We start from the raw sequence: 16,255 nt of genomic DNA on the forward strand, positions 1-16,255 counted from the left end.
AACTCGGCCGGCGGACCGTGGCGCATCTTCTGCAGGGCGGGGCGACGTACGCGCGGAGGGAGCAAATTCATCGGGCGGGCAGTCGCGGGGGAGTGAAAAGAAAAAAGGCATCCCGAAGGATGCCTTGCTCGATGCGGACGGCAGCACGCGGTGCCGCATGCCGCGTCAGTGCTTGGGTTCGGTGATGAAGCCGATCTTGCCGAGGCCGCCGTGCTGGGCCGCGGCCATGACCTGCGCCACGCGCTCGTAGCGTACGTCGCGGTCAGCGCGCAGGTGCAGTTCAGGCTGGGGTTCCTGCTTGGCAGCCTGTGCGATGTTGTTGTCCAGGGTGGCGTCATCCACTTCGGCCTGGTTCCAGTAGACCTTGCCGGCTGCATCGATCGACACGTTGATGTTCTGCGGCTTCTGGTCGTTGGGCTGGTTGGTCGCGCGCGGCAGATCGATCTTGACCGCGTGGTTGATCACGGGAATGGTGATGATGAAGATGATCAGCAATACCAGCATGACGTCGACCAGCGGCGTCATGTTGATCTCGCTCATCACCTCGTCGTCGTCACCTTCCAGGGTGCCGAATGCCATGATGACTTCCTTTGGCGTTGGGGTTGGTTCGGGAGCGGGGCGAGCCGGCTCAGTTCTTCACGGCCAGGCGCACCGAGCCGTCTTCGCCCGTGCGGCCCGTGCCGGGACGCACGCGGGCGCCGGTCACGAAGTAGGCGTGCAGGTCGTGGGCGAAACGGTTGAGCTTCGAGATGACCGACTTGTTGCCGCGCGTCAGGGCGTTGTAGCCGAGCACCGCCGGGATCGCCACGGCCAGGCCGAAGGCCGTCATGATCAGCGCTTCGCCGACCGGGCCGGCTACCTTGTCGATGGTCGGCACGCCCGACGCGCCGATGCCGATCAGCGCATGGTAGATACCCCACACGGTGCCGAACAGGCCCACGAAAGGCGCGGTCGAGCCGACCGAGGCCAGCACGGCCAGGCCGGATTGCATGCGCGACACGGCGTCGTCGATGGCGCTCTTCAGCGAACGGGTCAGCCAGTCCGAGATATCCATCACGTCGTGCAGCTGCGGCTGGCTGGCGCGGTGGTGCTGGGCGGCTTCCTTGCCGGTGATGGCCAGCGTGCGGAAGGGATTGGCATCGCTGGCGCCCAGGGTCTCGAGTGCGTGGTCGAAGTCATCCGAGTGCCAGAAGCGCTTTTCCGCGCCCTGCGCCATCTTCTTCAGGCGGACCAGATCCCACGCCTTGGTGAGGATCACGATCCACGAAGACAGCGACATGATGAGCAGAATGATGGCGGTCGCACGCATGACGAAATCGCCTTGCGCCCAGAGGTGGGAGAGTCCGAGGTCCTGCATGTTGGTTCCTGGTAGGTCGGGATGGAATAAGTCGATTCCGGGGATCCGGGATCAGTTGAGTTCGAAGGCGATCGGCTGCTGCGCGGTCACCGCCACGGCACGGCCGTTGTCCATGTACGGCTTGCAGCGCATGCGCTTGACGGCGTCTTCCGCCGCCTGATCCAGGCGCGACGATCCGCTCGACGTGGACACGCTGGTCTTGACGACCTTGCCGCTCTCATCGGTGGTCAGGCGTACCACGGCGCGCCCGGTCTCGCCCATGCGGCGCGACTGCGACGGATAGACCGGCTGCGGCGGCGAGCACTGGATCTCGCCGATGCCGACCGCGCGCGGCGCGCTCGATACCGGGGCCGGCGGCTCGGCCGGTGCGGCTGGCGCAGGCGGTGCCGGTGGCGCGGGCGGCGCCTCGATCGCGTTGGGCGTCGGTGGCAGCGAGGCGACCGGTTCGACCTTGGGCTGCTGCGGCTGCGGCTGCGGCTGCGGTCTGGGCGTCGTCACCTTGACCTGCTTGGGCGGCTCGGGTTTGGACTGGGGTTTGGGTGGCGGCGGTGCCGGCGGCGCGGGCGGCTCCAGCGGGATGATGCGTGCCACGATCTCAGGCGAGATCACGGCTTCGGTGAACTTGCGCGCCAGACCGCTCTGGACCAGATACAGCAGTCCCGCGTGGAACAGCAGGACGGCAACCGTGATCTTGAAGAATCGTTGATCGAACATGGGATACGACAGGCGTCGCGACGGGTGGGCGCGAATGGTGCAACGGACGGCGGGCCTGGCTTACTTGCGATAGAAGAGAATTAGCGAAATGCCACAACCGACCAGCAAGCTGAGCAACAGTTCCATGGTAAACGCTCCTTCAACCGGGTTGCCGTGGGAGCGCCGCTCTCTGGCAGCGTGTCAGTTCGCGAGTATAAACGATAATGATTCTTATTTGTTGCCTTTTGCGGCACTCGGGCGCGGGCGGCAGGATGCAGCCCACTTTATACCGCTGTTCCAAGCGGTCTGCTCGGCCTGCGACAAAGCCACGCAGGCCGGCATCCGAGGGTAGGCGGCAATGTCGCGCCGGCCGCAAAGCGCGCTAGGATAGGAGAAACGGGCCACCCGCAGCGGCGCGCAGCGGCCCGAGCGAGGGGACGAGGCTATGGAATTCACCCGCAATGCCGATGAGGAGCGTTCGACCGTCCTGCGCGCCACGCCGGGGGCCGGCACCAGTTCCGCGCTCGACTGGATGTGCGCGCAGTTCGCGCTGCGCGTGGTCTGCGCGCTCGGTCCGCGCTTCAACCTGCGCAGCAACATCAACGACGTGCTGACGGTCAGCGCCCAGGAACTGGTCTGGCCCTATGGCGTGGTGCTGCGCGTGCAGCGTTTCCTGGCTGCCCGCTGTGCCGACATGCCGGCCTGGAAGGGCGCCGCCCGCCTGCCGGCCGAGGAGTTCCTGGAGCGCCACGGTCAGTGGAACAGTGCCTTCGACGAGAGCGCTCTGTTCTACTACCTGGACGAGTACGTCAAGTACCACGCCAAGGACATGTACGCGGTCTTCGAGGTGTCGGCCGCCGCCATCGCTGCCCGCCTGGAAGGCGAGCGGGTGCTGCTGGTGCGCAATATCGACATGCTCAGCCATGTGCTCGACCTGCCCGAGCACGAGCGCAAGCTGCTGCTCTATGCCGCGCTGGCGAAGTACAAGCGCGACCTGCGCGCGGTGATGGTCGACTGCAAGGTGGCGCACAGCCAGGAGGCGTTCCAGATCCTCGCCGGCCTGACCGGCGCCAGCCCCGCCGAGGTGGCCGCTTCGCTGCGGCCCGGCTCGCGCCTGGAGACGCTGAACCTGATCGAACAGCCGCTGCCGGAGAACAGCGTGACCGACCTGGGCGATCTGATGCGCCTGTCGGACCGGCTGCTGCACGTGCTGCTGGGAAACTACGCCGACGAGGCCGACATGATGGCGGTCTTCACGCGGCCGGCGGCGCCGCCGACGCTGGACTGCTCGGACTATCCGCACGTCGAGACCGACGCGCGCTACCTGTCCGCCCTGCTCGGCAACGCCACGCGCCAGCACGCCGCGGGGGTCAATATCCTGCTGTACGGGCCGCCCGGTACCGGCAAGACGGAATTCGCGCGGCTGATCGCGCGCGAGGCGGGCTGCGAGCTGTACGAGGTCGATTGCCTCGATCGCGACGGCAACAGCCTGTCGGGCAAGGACCGCTATCGTTCGCTGCAGGTCTCGCAGGCATTCCTGCGCGGGCGGCCGCGCACCGCGCTGCTGTTCGATGAGGTCGAGGACGTGTTCCCGGGCAGCGCGCGTGAGCTGATGAGCCTGCTCGGGCACGAGGACGCGCGCGGCTCGGTCAACGGCAAGGCCTGGGTCAACCAGACGCTGGAGGAGAACCCGGTGCCGGTGATCTGGATCTCGAACTCGATCCGGCAGATCGATCCGGCCTACCTGCGGCGTTTCCAGTTCCACCTGGAGCTGAAGGTGCCGCCGCCGATGGTGCGCGAGAACATCCTGCGCAAGCACTTGCAAGGCCTGCAGGTCAGCGAGGCCTTCATCGCCGCGCTGGCCGCGCGCAAGACGCTGACGCCGGCCCAGGTGCAGTCGGCGGCGCGCTTCGTCGAACTGGCCCGTCCCGGCGTGCAGGAGCCGGCGGAAGCCCTGATCCTGCGCCAGCTCGATCACGCCGATCGGGCCATGGGGCTGCGTCCGGAGGCCGAGGCGCGCCCGGTGGTGACGCATTACCGGCTCGACTACCTGAACCTGGAAACGCGCTATGCGGTCGACAAGATCATCCAGGCGCTGCAGGCGCGCCAGCGCGGCACCCTGTGCTTCTTCGGCCCGCCCGGGACCGGCAAGACCGCGCTGGCCGAACATATCGCCGCCGCCCTGGACCTGCCGCTGATGATCCGCCGCGCCTCCGACCTGATGAGCAAGTACGTGGGCGAGACGGAGCAGCAGATCGCGGCCATGTTCGCGCGCGCGGAGGAGGACGGCGCCGTGCTGCTGCTCGACGAGGCCGACAGCTTCATGCAGAGCCGGCAGAACGCGGTGCGCAACTACGAGGTGTCCGAGGTCAACGAAATGCTGCAAGGCATGGAGCGCTTCAACGGCATCTTCCTCTGCACCACCAATCTGTTCGATCGCATCGATGAGGCCGCGCTGCGGCGCTTTTCGTTCAAGATCCGCTTCCTGCCGCTGAAGCCGGCACAGCGTGTGGCCATGTTCACCGACGAGGCGCTGGGCGGCGATGCGGGTGCCTTGAGCGATAGCATGCGCCGCGAACTCGATGCGATGGACTGCCTGACCCCCGGTGACTTCGCAACTGTGAAGCGTCAGTGCGTGCTGCTGGGCGAAGCGCTGACACCTGAGGAGTTCCTGGCGCAGCTGCGCCAGGAGCATGCGGTCAAGCCCGAGGTCAGGCAGCGTCGCCCGCTCGGCTTCCTGCAGTAGGGCGGGGCCCGCCGCGTTCAGCGCAGGACATGTGCCGCCGCGTCCAGCGGCGGCGCCGGTTCGATGACGATCGTTTCCGCCTGCGCGTCGACGTGCAGCAGGGCGGCGACCATATCCTGCAGGTGGCTGGCTTCCTTGGTCGTTGCATAGCGCGTGAAGGGGGCCGCGCCGGGCGCGGCGGCGATGCCGTGCTCGGCCAGCCGGCGCGCGAGCTGACGCGCGACCGCGGCGCCGGTATCGATCAGCGCCATGCGTCCGCCGATCATCTCCACCAGCGTGTCCGTCAGGAAGGGGTAGTGGGTGCAGCCCAGTACCAGCGTGTCGGCGCCGGCGTCCAGCATGGGCTGCAGGAAGCCGGCCAGGCTGGCGCGCACCGCCGCGCTGCCGACGTCGCCGCGCTCGATTGCGTCCACCAGGCCGATGCCGGCGGTGCAGAGGAAGCGGCTCTCGCCGTCGAGCGAAGCCAGCAGGCGCGCGAACTTCGCGCCCTTGAGCGTATTGGCCGTGGCGAGCACGCCCACCACCTTGCTGCGGCTGGCGGCGGCGGCCGGCTTCAGGCCGGGCTCTACCCCGATGATGGGTAGCGGCAGCGTCTCGCGCAGCGTCTGCACGGCATGGACGGTGGCGGTATTGCAGGCGATCACCAGCGCCTTGCAGCCTTGGTCGGCCAGCCAGCGGCAGACCTGCAGCGTGCGCGCCTCGACGAAGCGCTCCGGCTTCTCGCCATAGGGGGCGTACTTCGAATCGGCGATATACAGCAGCGATTCGTGCGGCAGCAGCGCGCGGATCTCGCGCAGGACCGACAGGCCGCCGAGGCCGGAATCGAAGATGCCGATGGGAGCGTCGTTGGCGGGCTGGTTCACGGGAAAGGGCAGGGCAAGGGGCGGTTGGTGGCGAGGGCGCCCGGCCACACCGGAAGTGCGGGGCGAGCATGCACCGGGAAACAAAAAGCCGGGTCGGCAGACCCGGCTTTCAGGGACAGCAAGGCTGTCACGGCGTGCCTGGAATCAGGCGGCCGCGACGGGGATCTTGCCGATCCTGGCCTGCCATTCGGCGGGGCCGGTCTTGTGCACGGAGATGCCCGAGCTGTCGACCGCCACGGTGACCGGCATGTCCTTGACGTCGAACTCGTAGATGGCTTCCATGCCGAGGTCTTCGAAGGCCAGCACCTTGGCGCCGCGGATGGCCTTGGAGACCAGGTAGGCGGCACCGCCGACGGCCATCAGGTAGGCCGACTTGTGCTTCTGGATGGACTCGATCGCCACCGGGCCACGCTCGGCCTTGCCGATCATCGCGATCAGGCCGGTCTGCGACAGCATGGTCTCGGTGAACTTGTCCATGCGGGTGGCGGTGGTCGGGCCGGCCGGACCCACCACTTCGTCACGCACCGGATCGACCGGGCCGACGTAGTAGATCACACGGTTGGTGAAGTCGATGGGCAGCTTCTCGCCCTTGGCCAGCATGTCGGCGATACGCTTGTGTGCGGCATCGCGGCCGGTCAGCATCTTGCCGTTCAGCAGCAGGGTCTGGCCCGGCTTCCACGAGGCCACTTCTTCCGGCGTCAGCGCGTTCAGGTCGACGCGCTTGGAGGTCTCGGTGTTCGGCGCCCACTCGACCTTCGGCCATTGCGACAGGTCAGGCGCTTCCAGCTTGGCCGGGCCGCTGCCGTCCAGCGTGAAGTGCGCGTGGCGGGTGGCGGCGCAGTTCGGGATCATGGCCACCGGCAGGTTGGCGGCGTGGGTCGGGTAGTCCTTGATCTTCACGTCGAGCACGGTGGCCAGGCCGCCCAGGCCCTGCGCACCGATGCCCAGTGCGTTGACCTTCTCGTACAGTTCGATGCGCAGTTCCTCGGCGCGATTGGACGGGCCGCGCGCGATCAGGTCCTGGATGTCGATGGGCTCCATCAGGGCTTCCTTGGCCAGCAGCATCGCCTTTTCCGCGGTGCCGCCGATACCGATGCCGAGCATGCCCGGCGGGCACCAGCCGGCGCCCATGGTCGGCACGGTCTTGAGCACCCAGTCGACGATCGAGTCGGACGGGTTCAGCATCACGAACTTGGATTTCGCCTCGGAGCCGCCGCCCTTGGCCGCGACGATCACGTCGACCGTGTCGCCCGGTACGACGGAGACGTTGATCACCGCCGGGGAGTTGTCCTTGGTATTGGTGCGCTTGCCTGCCGGATCGGCCAGCACGCTGGCGCGCAGCTTGTTGTCCGGGTCGTTGTAGGCGCGGCGCACGCCTTCGTTGACCATGTCTTCCAGGCTCATCGTGGCGTCATCCCAGCGCACGTTCATGCCGATCTTCAGGAACACGGTGACGATGCCGGTGTCCTGGCAGATGGGCCGCTTGCCTTCCGCGCACATGCGGCTGTTGGTCAGGATCTGGGCGATCGCGTCCTTCGCCGCCGGGCTCTGCTCCAGCTCATAGGCACGGCCCAGGCTGGTGATGTAGTCCATCGGGTGGTAGTAGCTGATGTACTGCAGGGAGTCGGCGACGCTCTGGATGAGGTCTTCTTGCTTGATGGCGGTCATGTTGTGGGAGGACATGCGGTGGGACGTAGCCCGCAATCATACACCGTGGCGGGTGTGGTTGCCTGCGTGCATACATCCGTCCACATTCGCCCAGCCGGGCTGGAGGTGATGCTTGCGGCTTGCCGGCGGTGACAATGAAGAAAGCAGCCGGGCAGGGCTGCGGTTGGTGAGCGCCTGCGGCTCAGGGCGCTCACGGCGCGCTATGCAGCCGCCGGTCTGCTGGCAGCGAGGGAATGGCGCGGAATGGCACAGCGCGGCATTCGGGAATCCCGCCCGAACGGCGCCGTTGCCGGGTAGCTGTGCTAGCCTAATGGAGAAGGCTGCACATTGACAGGCGAGCATGCGGGAGACGTCCCCCGGGTCCCGCTTACCGCGCCCCATGCTGCGATGCAGCAGGCGCCGGCGCCATCGCGATGCGGCGCGGCTGCCTGCGTGCAGCGTCAGGATTCAGTAAGCCACCAAGCGTAAGTTTGCAGCCACGCAGCCAAGCCAATCAGGAGACAACGACATGTCCGCCATCGAATCGGTGATGCAAGAGCATCGCGTCTTCAACCCCCCCGCATCGTTCGTCGAGCAGGCGGCCATCTCCGGCATGGAGGCCTACCAGGCCCTGTGCGACGAGGCCGAGCGCGACTACGAGGGCTTCTGGGCACGCCACGCACGCGAGCTGCTGCACTGGAACCAGCCCTTCACCAAGGTGCTCGACGAGAGCGACGCCCCTTTCTACAAGTGGTTCGAGGACGGCCAGCTCAACGCTTCCTACAACTGCCTGGAGCGCAATCTCGAGAACGGCAACGCCGACAAGATCGCCATCGTCTTCGAAGCTGACGACGGCACCGTGACCCGCGTCAGCTACCGCGAACTGCATGCGCGCGTGTGCCGCTTTGCCAACGGCCTGAAATCGCTCGGCATCGCCAAGGGCGACCGTGTGGTGATCTACATGCCGATGTCGATCGAAGGCGTGGTCGCGATGCAGGCCTGCGCCCGCATCGGCGCCACCCACTCGGTGGTGTTCGGCGGCTTCTCGGCCAAATCGCTGCAGGAGCGCCTGGTCGATGTCGGCGCGGTGGCACTGATCACCGCCGACGAACAGATGCGCGGCGGCAAGGCGCTGCCGCTCAAGGCCATCGCCGACGAGGCGCTGGCGCTGGGCGGCTGCGAGGCCGTCAAGAACGTGATCGTCTACCGCCGCACCGGTGGCAAAGTCAGCTGGAGCGAAGGCCGCGACCGTTCGATGGAGGACGTATCCGCCGGACAGGCGGACACCTGCGAGGCGGTACCGGTCGACGCCGAACACCCGCTCTTCGTGCTCTACACCTCCGGCTCCACCGGCAAGCCCAAGGGGGTGCAGCACAGCACCGGCGGCTACCTGCTGTGGGCCTTGATGACGATGCGCTGGACCTTCGACGTCAAGCCGGATGACCTCTTCTGGTGCACGGCGGACATCGGCTGGATCACCGGCCACACTTATATCGCCTACGGCCCGCTGGCAGCCGGCGCGACCCAGCTGATGTTCGAGGGCGTGCCGACCTATCCGAACGCGGGCCGTTTCTGGGACATGATCCAGCGCCACAAGGTCAGCATCTTCTACACGGCGCCGACGGCGATCCGCTCGCTGATCAAGGCGGCCGACGCCGACGAGAAGATCCATCCGCGCCAGTACGACCTGTCCAGCCTGCGCCTGCTGGGCACGGTGGGCGAGCCGATCAATCCCGAGGCTTGGATGTGGTACTACCAGAACATCGGCGGCGAGCGCTGCCCGATCGTCGACACCTTCTGGCAGACCGAGACCGGCGGCCACGTGATCACGCCGCTGCCGGGCGCGACGCCGCTGGTGCCGGGTTCCTGCACGCTGCCGCTGCCGGGCATCATGGCGGCAGTGGTCGACGAGACCGGCAACGACGTGCCCAACGGGCATGGCGGCATCCTGGTGATCAAGCGTCCGTGGCCGTCGATGATCCGCACCATCTGGGGCGATCCGGAGCGCTTCAAGAAGAGCTACTTCCCCGAGGAGCTGGGCGGCCGCCTGTACCTGGCCGGCGACGGTTCGATCCGCGACAAGGACACCGGCTACTTCACCATCATGGGCCGCATCGACGATGTGCTGAACGTGTCCGGCCATCGCATGGGCACCATGGAGATCGAGTCGGCCCTGGTGGCCAACCCGCTGGTGGCGGAGGCGGCCGTGGTGGGCCGCCCCGACGACACCACCGGCGAAGCGATCTGCGCCTTCGTCGTGCTCAAGCGCGCGCGTCCGGATGGCGCCGAGGCCGAGCAGATCGCCGCCGAGCTGCGCAACTGGGTGGGCAAGGAGATCGGCCCGATCGCCAAGCCCAAGGACATCCGCTTCGGCGACAACCTGCCCAAGACCCGTTCCGGCAAGATCATGCGGCGCCTGCTGCGCTCTCTGGCCAAGGGCGAGGAAATCACGCAGGACACCTCGACGCTGGAGAACCCGCAGATCCTCGACCAGCTCAAGCAGGCACGCTGATCCGGGCGCAGCGGCATGACGGCCCGGCGCCCGCGCGGCGCCGGCCGCACGCCGGCCCGTCGCGCCCCGCTTCCGTGCCGCCACGTTCTATTCCATGCCCGACGACCAGTCGCGCTTCCGCCGCCGGCTGACGCTCTACTACAGCCTGTTCACGCTCGGGCTGTTGGGCTTCGTCGGCATGATGTCGCTGCTGGAACGGTCCAGCAGCGATGCCCTGTGGCTGGGCTATGTCTTCCTCTTCGTCACCATCGCGATCTATGCCTGCATCGGGCTGATCTGCCGCACCTCCGACCTGACCGAGTACTACGTGGCGGGCCGGCGCGTGCCGGGCGTCTTCAATGGCATGGCGATCGCCGCCGACTGGATGAGCGCGGCCTCCTTCATCGGCCTGGCCGGCATCGTCTTCGCCTCGGGCTATGAAGGACTGGCCTATGTGATGGGCTGGACCGGCGGCTACTGCCTGGTCGCCTTCCTGTTGGCGCCTTACCTGCGCAAGTACGGCGGCTACACCATTCCCGACTTTCTCGCCGCCCGCTACGGCAACGGCCGCCCGGGCGGAAACTTCGCCGTGCGCGGCATCGCCGTGCTGGCCGCCTCGCTCTGCTCCTTCGTCTACCTGGTCGCGCAGATCCAGGGGGTCGGGCTGGTGGTGACGCGCTTCATCGGCGTCGAATTCGCCGTCGGCGTGTTCTTCGGGCTGGCCGGCATCCTGGTCTGCTCCTTCCTGGGCGGCATGCGGGCCGTCACCTGGACACAGGTGGCGCAGTACATCATGCTGATCGTGGCCTTCCTGGCGGCGGTGTCGATGATCGCCTGGAAGCATCATCACCAACTGCTGCCCCAGCTCGGCTACGGGCCGCTGCTGGCGCAGATCGACCGGGAGGAGCGCCGGCTCGACCAGGACCCGGCCGAACGCGCGGTGCGGAAGTTCTACGCAGACAAGGCGGCCGCCCTGCAGATCCGCATCGCCCGCCTGCCGCAGTCCTTCGAGGAAGAGCGCGATGCGCTGACGGCGCGGCTGGAGTCGCTGCGCGTGCGCAACGCGCCGCTGCGCGAGATCAAGGAACTGGAGCGCGAGCGGCTGGCCTATCCGCGCGATGCCGCCGAGGCGCACCAGCAGTGGACGCAGATGCGCGACGACGCGCTCGCGCGCAGCCTGCCCTCGAAGTCCTCCACCGAGCCGTTTCCCGCGGCGAGCGAGGGCGAGCGGGATGCCAAGCGCCTGAACTTCGTGCTGCTGGTGTTCTGCCTGATGGTGGGCACCGCCAGCCTGCCGCACATCCTGACCCGGCTGTACACCACGCCGTCGGTCAAGGAGACGCGCAATTCCGTCGCCTGGGCGGTGTTCTTCATCGCCTTGCTCTATGTCTCCGCGCCGGCGCTCGCGGCGCTGGTCAAGGTGGAGTTCCTGCAACACCTGGTGGGCACGCCCTATGCGGAACTGCCGCAGTGGGTGGTGCAATGGCGCAAGGTCGATCCGCCGGTGTTCACGCTGCGCGACGTCAACGGCGACGGCATCGTGCAGTGGGCGGAGATCCTGATCCAGCCCGACATGATCGTGCTGGCCGCGCCGGAGATCGCCGGGCTGCCCTATGTGATCTCCGGCCTGGTCGCGGCCGGCGCGCTGGCCGCCGCGCTGTCCACGGCCGATGGCCTGCTGCTGACCATCGCCAACGCCTTGTCTCACGACGTCTTCTATCACATGGTCGATCGTCAGGCGAGCCACCAGCGCCGGGTGACCACGGCCAAGGTACTGCTGCTGGGGGTGGCGCTGTTCGCTTCCTACGTGACCTCGCTGCGGCCGGGCAATATCCTGTTCCTGGTCGGTGCCGCCTTCTCGCTGGCCGCTTCCAGCTTCTTCCCGGTGCTGGTGCTGGGCATCTTCTGGCGCCGCACCACGGCGGCGGGCGCGGTGGCCGGCATGGCGGCGGGACTGGGGGTGGCCATCTACTACATCTTCGTCAACTATCCCTTCTTCACGCGCATGACCGGCATCTTCGGCGACCGCTGGTTCGGCGTCGACCCGATCGCATCCGGCGCCTTCGGCGTGCCGGCCGGCTTCATCGTGGCCATCGTCGTCAGCTTGCTGACACCGCGCAACGCGCCGGTGATCGACCGGCTGGTCGGTTACCTGCGCAAGGGCTGATTGCACGGGGCTTGCCCGTCTTTTCGCTTGTTCCCGCAGGAAGTACTGGATTCGAAAAATAACTCTGTTATAATCGCGGACTTCCCGGAGAGATGGATGAGTGGTTTAAGTCGCACGCCTGGAAAGCGTGTATAGGTTAATAGCCTATCGGGGGTTCGAATCCCCCTCTCTCCGCCAGGATTTCCTTGTAAATCAAGCGCTTAGCGGTTCGGGGCTGCGATTGAGTTAGCTGTTTTCGGCTACTTTCGGCTCTGAATCGCACGACAATCGCAGCACGTCCGCTGCAAACTTCTCTACTGCTTTGCCGCCTGCGTCGGGGTCAGCACTCGGCATCCAACGTGCGTAGACGCGCACAGTGGTGTTCTGGTTCGAGTGTCCCATCTGCCGCGCAACCCACATCGGATGTTCGCCCGCTGACAGCATCATGGATGCATAGGTGTGGCGTGTTTGGTACGGTTTGCGATAGCGCACCTTCGCTTGTCGTAGTGCCCGCGTCCAAACAATCCGGATCGGCGAATCCCCGGCCCAGCGTTCCCCGTTTCGGGGGTCTTGGAAGACCTCGCGCCCCGACAGCAACGTGTGCGCCTTCTGAGCCTCCAGGGCGGCCCGCGCGGGAGGTAGCAACTTCACTTCGCGGCGGCTGGATTTCGTCTTGGTGTCTTCGGCAACCGTTGCGGTCTGCGTCAGCGCTCGCCGAATCACAACGGCACCCTTACGCCAATCAACGTCCGTCCAGTCCAGAGCGACAAGCTCTGAGGTCCGCAAGCCGGTCCAGAATGCAAACTGGATCATGTTCGCAGCTTGGGCGGGGAGGGCGGCGACGATAGACTGCTGCTCGTTCGCGGTGAACGGGTCTACGTCGTCATCTTCCTTGGGGGCCTCCTTCTTTCGGTATGTCCAGCCGTGCAGAGGATTCCTTTCCATCAGTGGCGGCTCATCCTGTACTGCATCCTCAAACGCCTTGCGGGCAACGCTCTGGATGTTTGCCAGTCGCTTGTTGCTGCACGTCATCTTGTCCAGCCAGTCGCGGAAATCAGTCCTTGTTAAGTCTGATAGCTTCCGCTTGCCAAACGCCGGTATCAGTAGGTAGCTCACCACTTTACGGTATCCGTCCACCGTGCTGGCCTTCAGGAATTTCTCTTGCCGCACTAGCCAGCTTTCTAGATAGTCCTCTACTGTCTTAATTTGGCCTTTGAATTCCGCGAACGTTGCGGCCCGTGGGGACTCGGGGAAGGCAGTCGCATAGTTGAACGTTCCCCGCGCAATTGCCAGCAAAATCTCAGCACGGAGTAGCTCCGCCTGCTTGAGCCCTGCGGTCGTCGGTTTGATGCGAAGCCGCTCTCTGCAAATTATTCCCCGATAAGTGAAGGAGATTTGAACGCTGCTTTCCGAAACCTTCCTAACTCCCCGCCCGTCTCTACCCATAGCTCGAATCCCTTTACGTCAATTAGTTGCCGCCCATCGGGGGCCTTCTTCCATACTTCGCCTTCCAGCCAGATGCCGCGATGAATCTTTGTTCTTACGGCGTCTTCGGTGTATCCGCTCTTTTCTGAGAATTTTCGGATGGTGAGGAAGCGGACGCTCAAGCTTTAGTCCTCCAAGTGGTTGAGCGTTGTTGGTGAAAAATATCGACCTTCTTTGCTTTGCTTCATGTAATAAAAAAGCCCGACCGAAGTCGGGCTTTTGCAGGGAGGCATCATTTTATTTGGTTTAATTGCTCTTGCTGGGAAGTTTCCGGATTGTTGCTGAAAATTTCTTTTCGGTTTCCGATCTGATTGTGAGGGGGGGTGTGAAATCCTTTAGCCAAGTATTTTTGAATTGCACTCGAAGGTTAATTTGTCCTTGATAGGCTGCAGGTATTGTGCAGAATTTAAGATCCTCTTCTAAGATATATTTGGCGAAGGAATTCCGCAACTCGTGAAATTTCTGCGCGGCCGCTGACGATTCAATGTGGTTTCGCAGCGTTTCTCGTATTCCGTCAGCGATTAAACTTTCCCGGACGCTGGTTGCTAAACCGATATGCTCAATGTAAGAGGTATCAGTTAGCGCAAATTCAAGGTGAATTGCGCCGCTAGGGGTCAATCGTAGCTGAGTTGCTTCGGTTGCGGTACTTTCAGTTGGGTCGAATGGTTCGATCAATCGATAACTTAGAAGAGATTGGGCGTGGCGCTTCGTTATCGTTGGAGGCATGCCCATCGGTTCCAGGTATGATGCGATGGAAGCTAGGTCCATATAAGATTCCCGGATATCCGATGACTCTGCTAGCTTGTCCTTTAGGCATTGTAGAATCGAACACGTTGCTAGAGGCGTGCCAAGCATGTCCGGAAATACAGCGAATACATTGAAAACGTACTCGCTGCTCTCTTGGCGGAATTGATTATATTCTCCGAGGAATAGGGCTTTTCGAATGCGATATTCCGGGATGGAGATGGGTTTCCCTGAGATGTAGATTTTTACCAAATCCTCAATGCTGATTTGAGGGGATGTGATGATCTGTTTAGAGAGATTGAGTCCGCGCCGGATGTCGTAGTTGCAAAGCCAACTAACTGTGCGCGATATGTATTCTGTGTTTATGAAGACTTCTTCAATGCAGGCGGCAAACGCATTTATGTCGCGAACTGAAATTCGAATGCCTTTGCGCAGTAAATACTGCTCACTTTGCTTCGCAGGGCCTTTTAGTTTTGATTTGAGGAATGTCACCCGCTTCTGCAGAATTTCTTTGGTGGGTGGGATGGGTAGGTAAAATGATTTTGTGTCGTATGACTGCAGGGGGCCGTGCTTCGAAAGCTGCCAGATTGTTCTGTCGGTGATTGGACAGATGACAAATGAGTAGACGTTTCTGTGAATGGATTGGGCGTACTGAAAAACGGCTTCTTGGAATTGCTGATTGAAGTGATCGGTGTTGTCGAATACAACGCATGGCATCATTCGCCGGGCATAGGTGGCGTGAGCTAGAAATGCTTGTAAATACTCTGCCGGGGAGTCATCCCGCATGCACCGTATGTAATCGCCGAATCGAATCTTGAACTGAATTTTGTCGGAGTCGTAAAGATGCTTGTACTCGCCCTGTGCCCATCTCTGATATTTGCTATGGAAGACTCCTTGTAATTGCTCATGGCTCAGAACGACGCCGGGGAAAAGAATGCCCTCGCATAATCCAATGAGCTGCTCTGTGAGCCAGCTGGATAGTTGTGTTACGTCACCATTAGAATCCCGGAGGTCGACTCGAAGAACCGCGCAGCGCGCACGGAGATCTGCCGCAAGAACCGTGCGGAAAAAGCGGTCAATAAATGTTGATTTCCCGGCCCCCTTGTTCCCTATGATGAGGACGAATTCCTTGCGGGTCATTTCTACAGCATCTCTAATTTCGTCCTGTAGATTTCCTGCATTTTCATTGCCAACTACCTCTATCTCTTGTAGGAGGCTCTCCGTGAGGCGTTGTAAGGTGGCGTCAGCTTCTCTGCTTTCTTTGCTTTCAACAAAACACTCTGAGAGCATCTCGGGATCATCGTCGCCACTCATGGAGCTAAAAAAGCCGTTCAATACTTCTCCTAACTCCCGTGCCATGCTGGAGCGTTCGAGGCGCTTTAGGTATTTGGGATCCCTTAAGGGGCGCAAGGGCTCACTATGGGAAAGTGAGAGGCCCTCGGCGCTATTTATGTGTATCTTGAATAGATCTTTTCCTACTCCCGAGCGAGAGAAGATGTCGTAGAATTCGGCAAAATTATCGAGTATTGCCTTGTGGTTTGGAAAGACAATCGCATAGTGATGATTCTGCGGCTTCCCGTCCCCTCTCAACGGCCAATGAACTATCCATTCAAATCCATTTGTTAGTGCCAGAAAGGGGGCGCCGAAATTAATGCAATAACCTGTTGCCTGAGCTAGGCCGTCTCGGGCACTCTTGAGTGCGGCTCCGCCTATTTTGTACGCTTGTCTAGTAGGATTCTGTGAGTCAACTAGCAGAACTTTCTGTCTCTTCGCCTCGACAACAAGGCGAGCGCGATCACCTTCGCGCATAAGATAGTCTACGTAGCCCTCCTCTTCGTGACGCTCAGTTTCGATTTGAGAATCAGCCCAGCCGAGTACATCAGTAAGGACATGGTTGATTACCCGAAAGCGTACGTCCTGTTCTGTCTCAATTGTCTCGCGGGTCGCTTCCCACTCCGCCACCAAGATTTCGAATGCTTGCTTTGCAGTGTCGATGCTCATCGTGAATTCGTCCCGTCTGAGTTTTTTGCTACTCCGCGTTAAGGCTATCCTCTCATACAAAGAAGCGGTAGGCTACGGTCCC

At 63.1% G+C, this 16,255-nt stretch carries 10 protein-coding genes and 1 tRNA gene; 4 read left to right on the forward strand and 7 right to left on the reverse strand.

The window, feature by feature from the left end:
• Positions 1-165: 165 nt before the first annotated feature.
• The 3 genes from BKK79_RS17510 to BKK79_RS17520 are packed head-to-tail and all read right to left on the reverse strand — an operon-like array spanning position 166 to position 2,071.
• Positions 166-579, reverse strand: coding sequence for an ExbD/TolR family protein (locus BKK79_RS17510; RefSeq protein WP_071014213.1), 414 nt, complete (start codon positions 577-579; stop codon positions 166-168).
• Between the two features lie 49 nt (positions 580-628).
• Complete coding sequence (locus BKK79_RS17515; protein WP_071014210.1) at positions 629-1,357, reverse strand: MotA/TolQ/ExbB proton channel family protein; 729 nt, start codon at positions 1,355-1,357, stop codon at positions 629-631.
• 51 nt (positions 1,358-1,408) lie between these two features.
• Entirely contained in the window at positions 1,409-2,071 is a 663-nt protein-coding gene (locus tag BKK79_RS17520) for an energy transducer TonB (protein WP_071038137.1), read from the reverse strand.
• Between the two features lie 424 nt (positions 2,072-2,495).
• Between BKK79_RS17520 and BKK79_RS17525 the strand changes: the two genes are divergently transcribed.
• On the forward strand, positions 2,496-4,796 hold the full coding sequence (locus BKK79_RS17525; protein ID WP_071014206.1) for an AAA family ATPase: 2,301 nt from the start codon (positions 2,496-2,498) through the stop codon (positions 4,794-4,796).
• Positions 4,797-4,813: 17 nt separating this feature from the next.
• Here the strand turns inward: BKK79_RS17525 and murI are convergent, their stop codons facing one another.
• Entirely contained in the window at positions 4,814-5,659 is an 846-nt protein-coding gene (gene murI, locus BKK79_RS17530; RefSeq protein ID WP_071014203.1) for a glutamate racemase, read from the reverse strand.
• A gap of 144 nt (positions 5,660-5,803) precedes the next feature.
• Positions 5,804-7,327, reverse strand: a complete 1,524-nt coding sequence (locus BKK79_RS17535; protein WP_071016487.1) for a fumarate hydratase — start codon at positions 7,325-7,327, stop codon at positions 5,804-5,806.
• A gap of 508 nt (positions 7,328-7,835) precedes the next feature.
• Between BKK79_RS17535 and acs the strand changes: the two genes are divergently transcribed.
• The 3 genes from acs to BKK79_RS17550 all read left to right on the forward strand — a co-directional run bounded on the left by acs (position 7,836) and on the right by BKK79_RS17550 (position 12,141).
• Positions 7,836-9,818, forward strand: coding sequence for an acetate--CoA ligase (gene acs, locus BKK79_RS17540; protein WP_071014200.1), 1,983 nt, complete (start codon positions 7,836-7,838; stop codon positions 9,816-9,818).
• 94 nt (positions 9,819-9,912) lie between these two features.
• A complete protein-coding gene (locus BKK79_RS17545) occupies positions 9,913-11,964 on the forward strand; it encodes a sodium:solute symporter family protein (protein WP_071038138.1) in 2,052 nt (683 codons plus the stop codon).
• Between the two features lie 86 nt (positions 11,965-12,050).
• Positions 12,051-12,141 (forward strand) — tRNA-Ser (locus tag BKK79_RS17550).
• Between the two features lie 48 nt (positions 12,142-12,189).
• On the opposite strand, the gene BKK79_RS17555 is transcribed toward BKK79_RS17550, so the two are convergent.
• Together BKK79_RS17555 and BKK79_RS40390 are read right to left on the reverse strand one after the other, a co-directional pair.
• On the reverse strand, positions 12,190-13,389 hold the full coding sequence (locus BKK79_RS17555; protein WP_071038139.1) for a site-specific integrase: 1,200 nt from the start codon (positions 13,387-13,389) through the stop codon (positions 12,190-12,192).
• Between the two features lie 285 nt (positions 13,390-13,674).
• Positions 13,675-16,173, reverse strand: a complete 2,499-nt coding sequence (locus tag BKK79_RS40390) for an AAA family ATPase (RefSeq protein ID WP_157128434.1) — start codon at positions 16,171-16,173, stop codon at positions 13,675-13,677.
• Between the last annotated feature and the right edge of the window lie 82 nt (positions 16,174-16,255).

The sequence above is a fragment of the Cupriavidus sp. USMAA2-4 genome (assembly GCF_001854305.1).
Classification (GTDB): Bacteria; Pseudomonadota; Gammaproteobacteria; order Burkholderiales; family Burkholderiaceae; genus Cupriavidus; species Cupriavidus malaysiensis.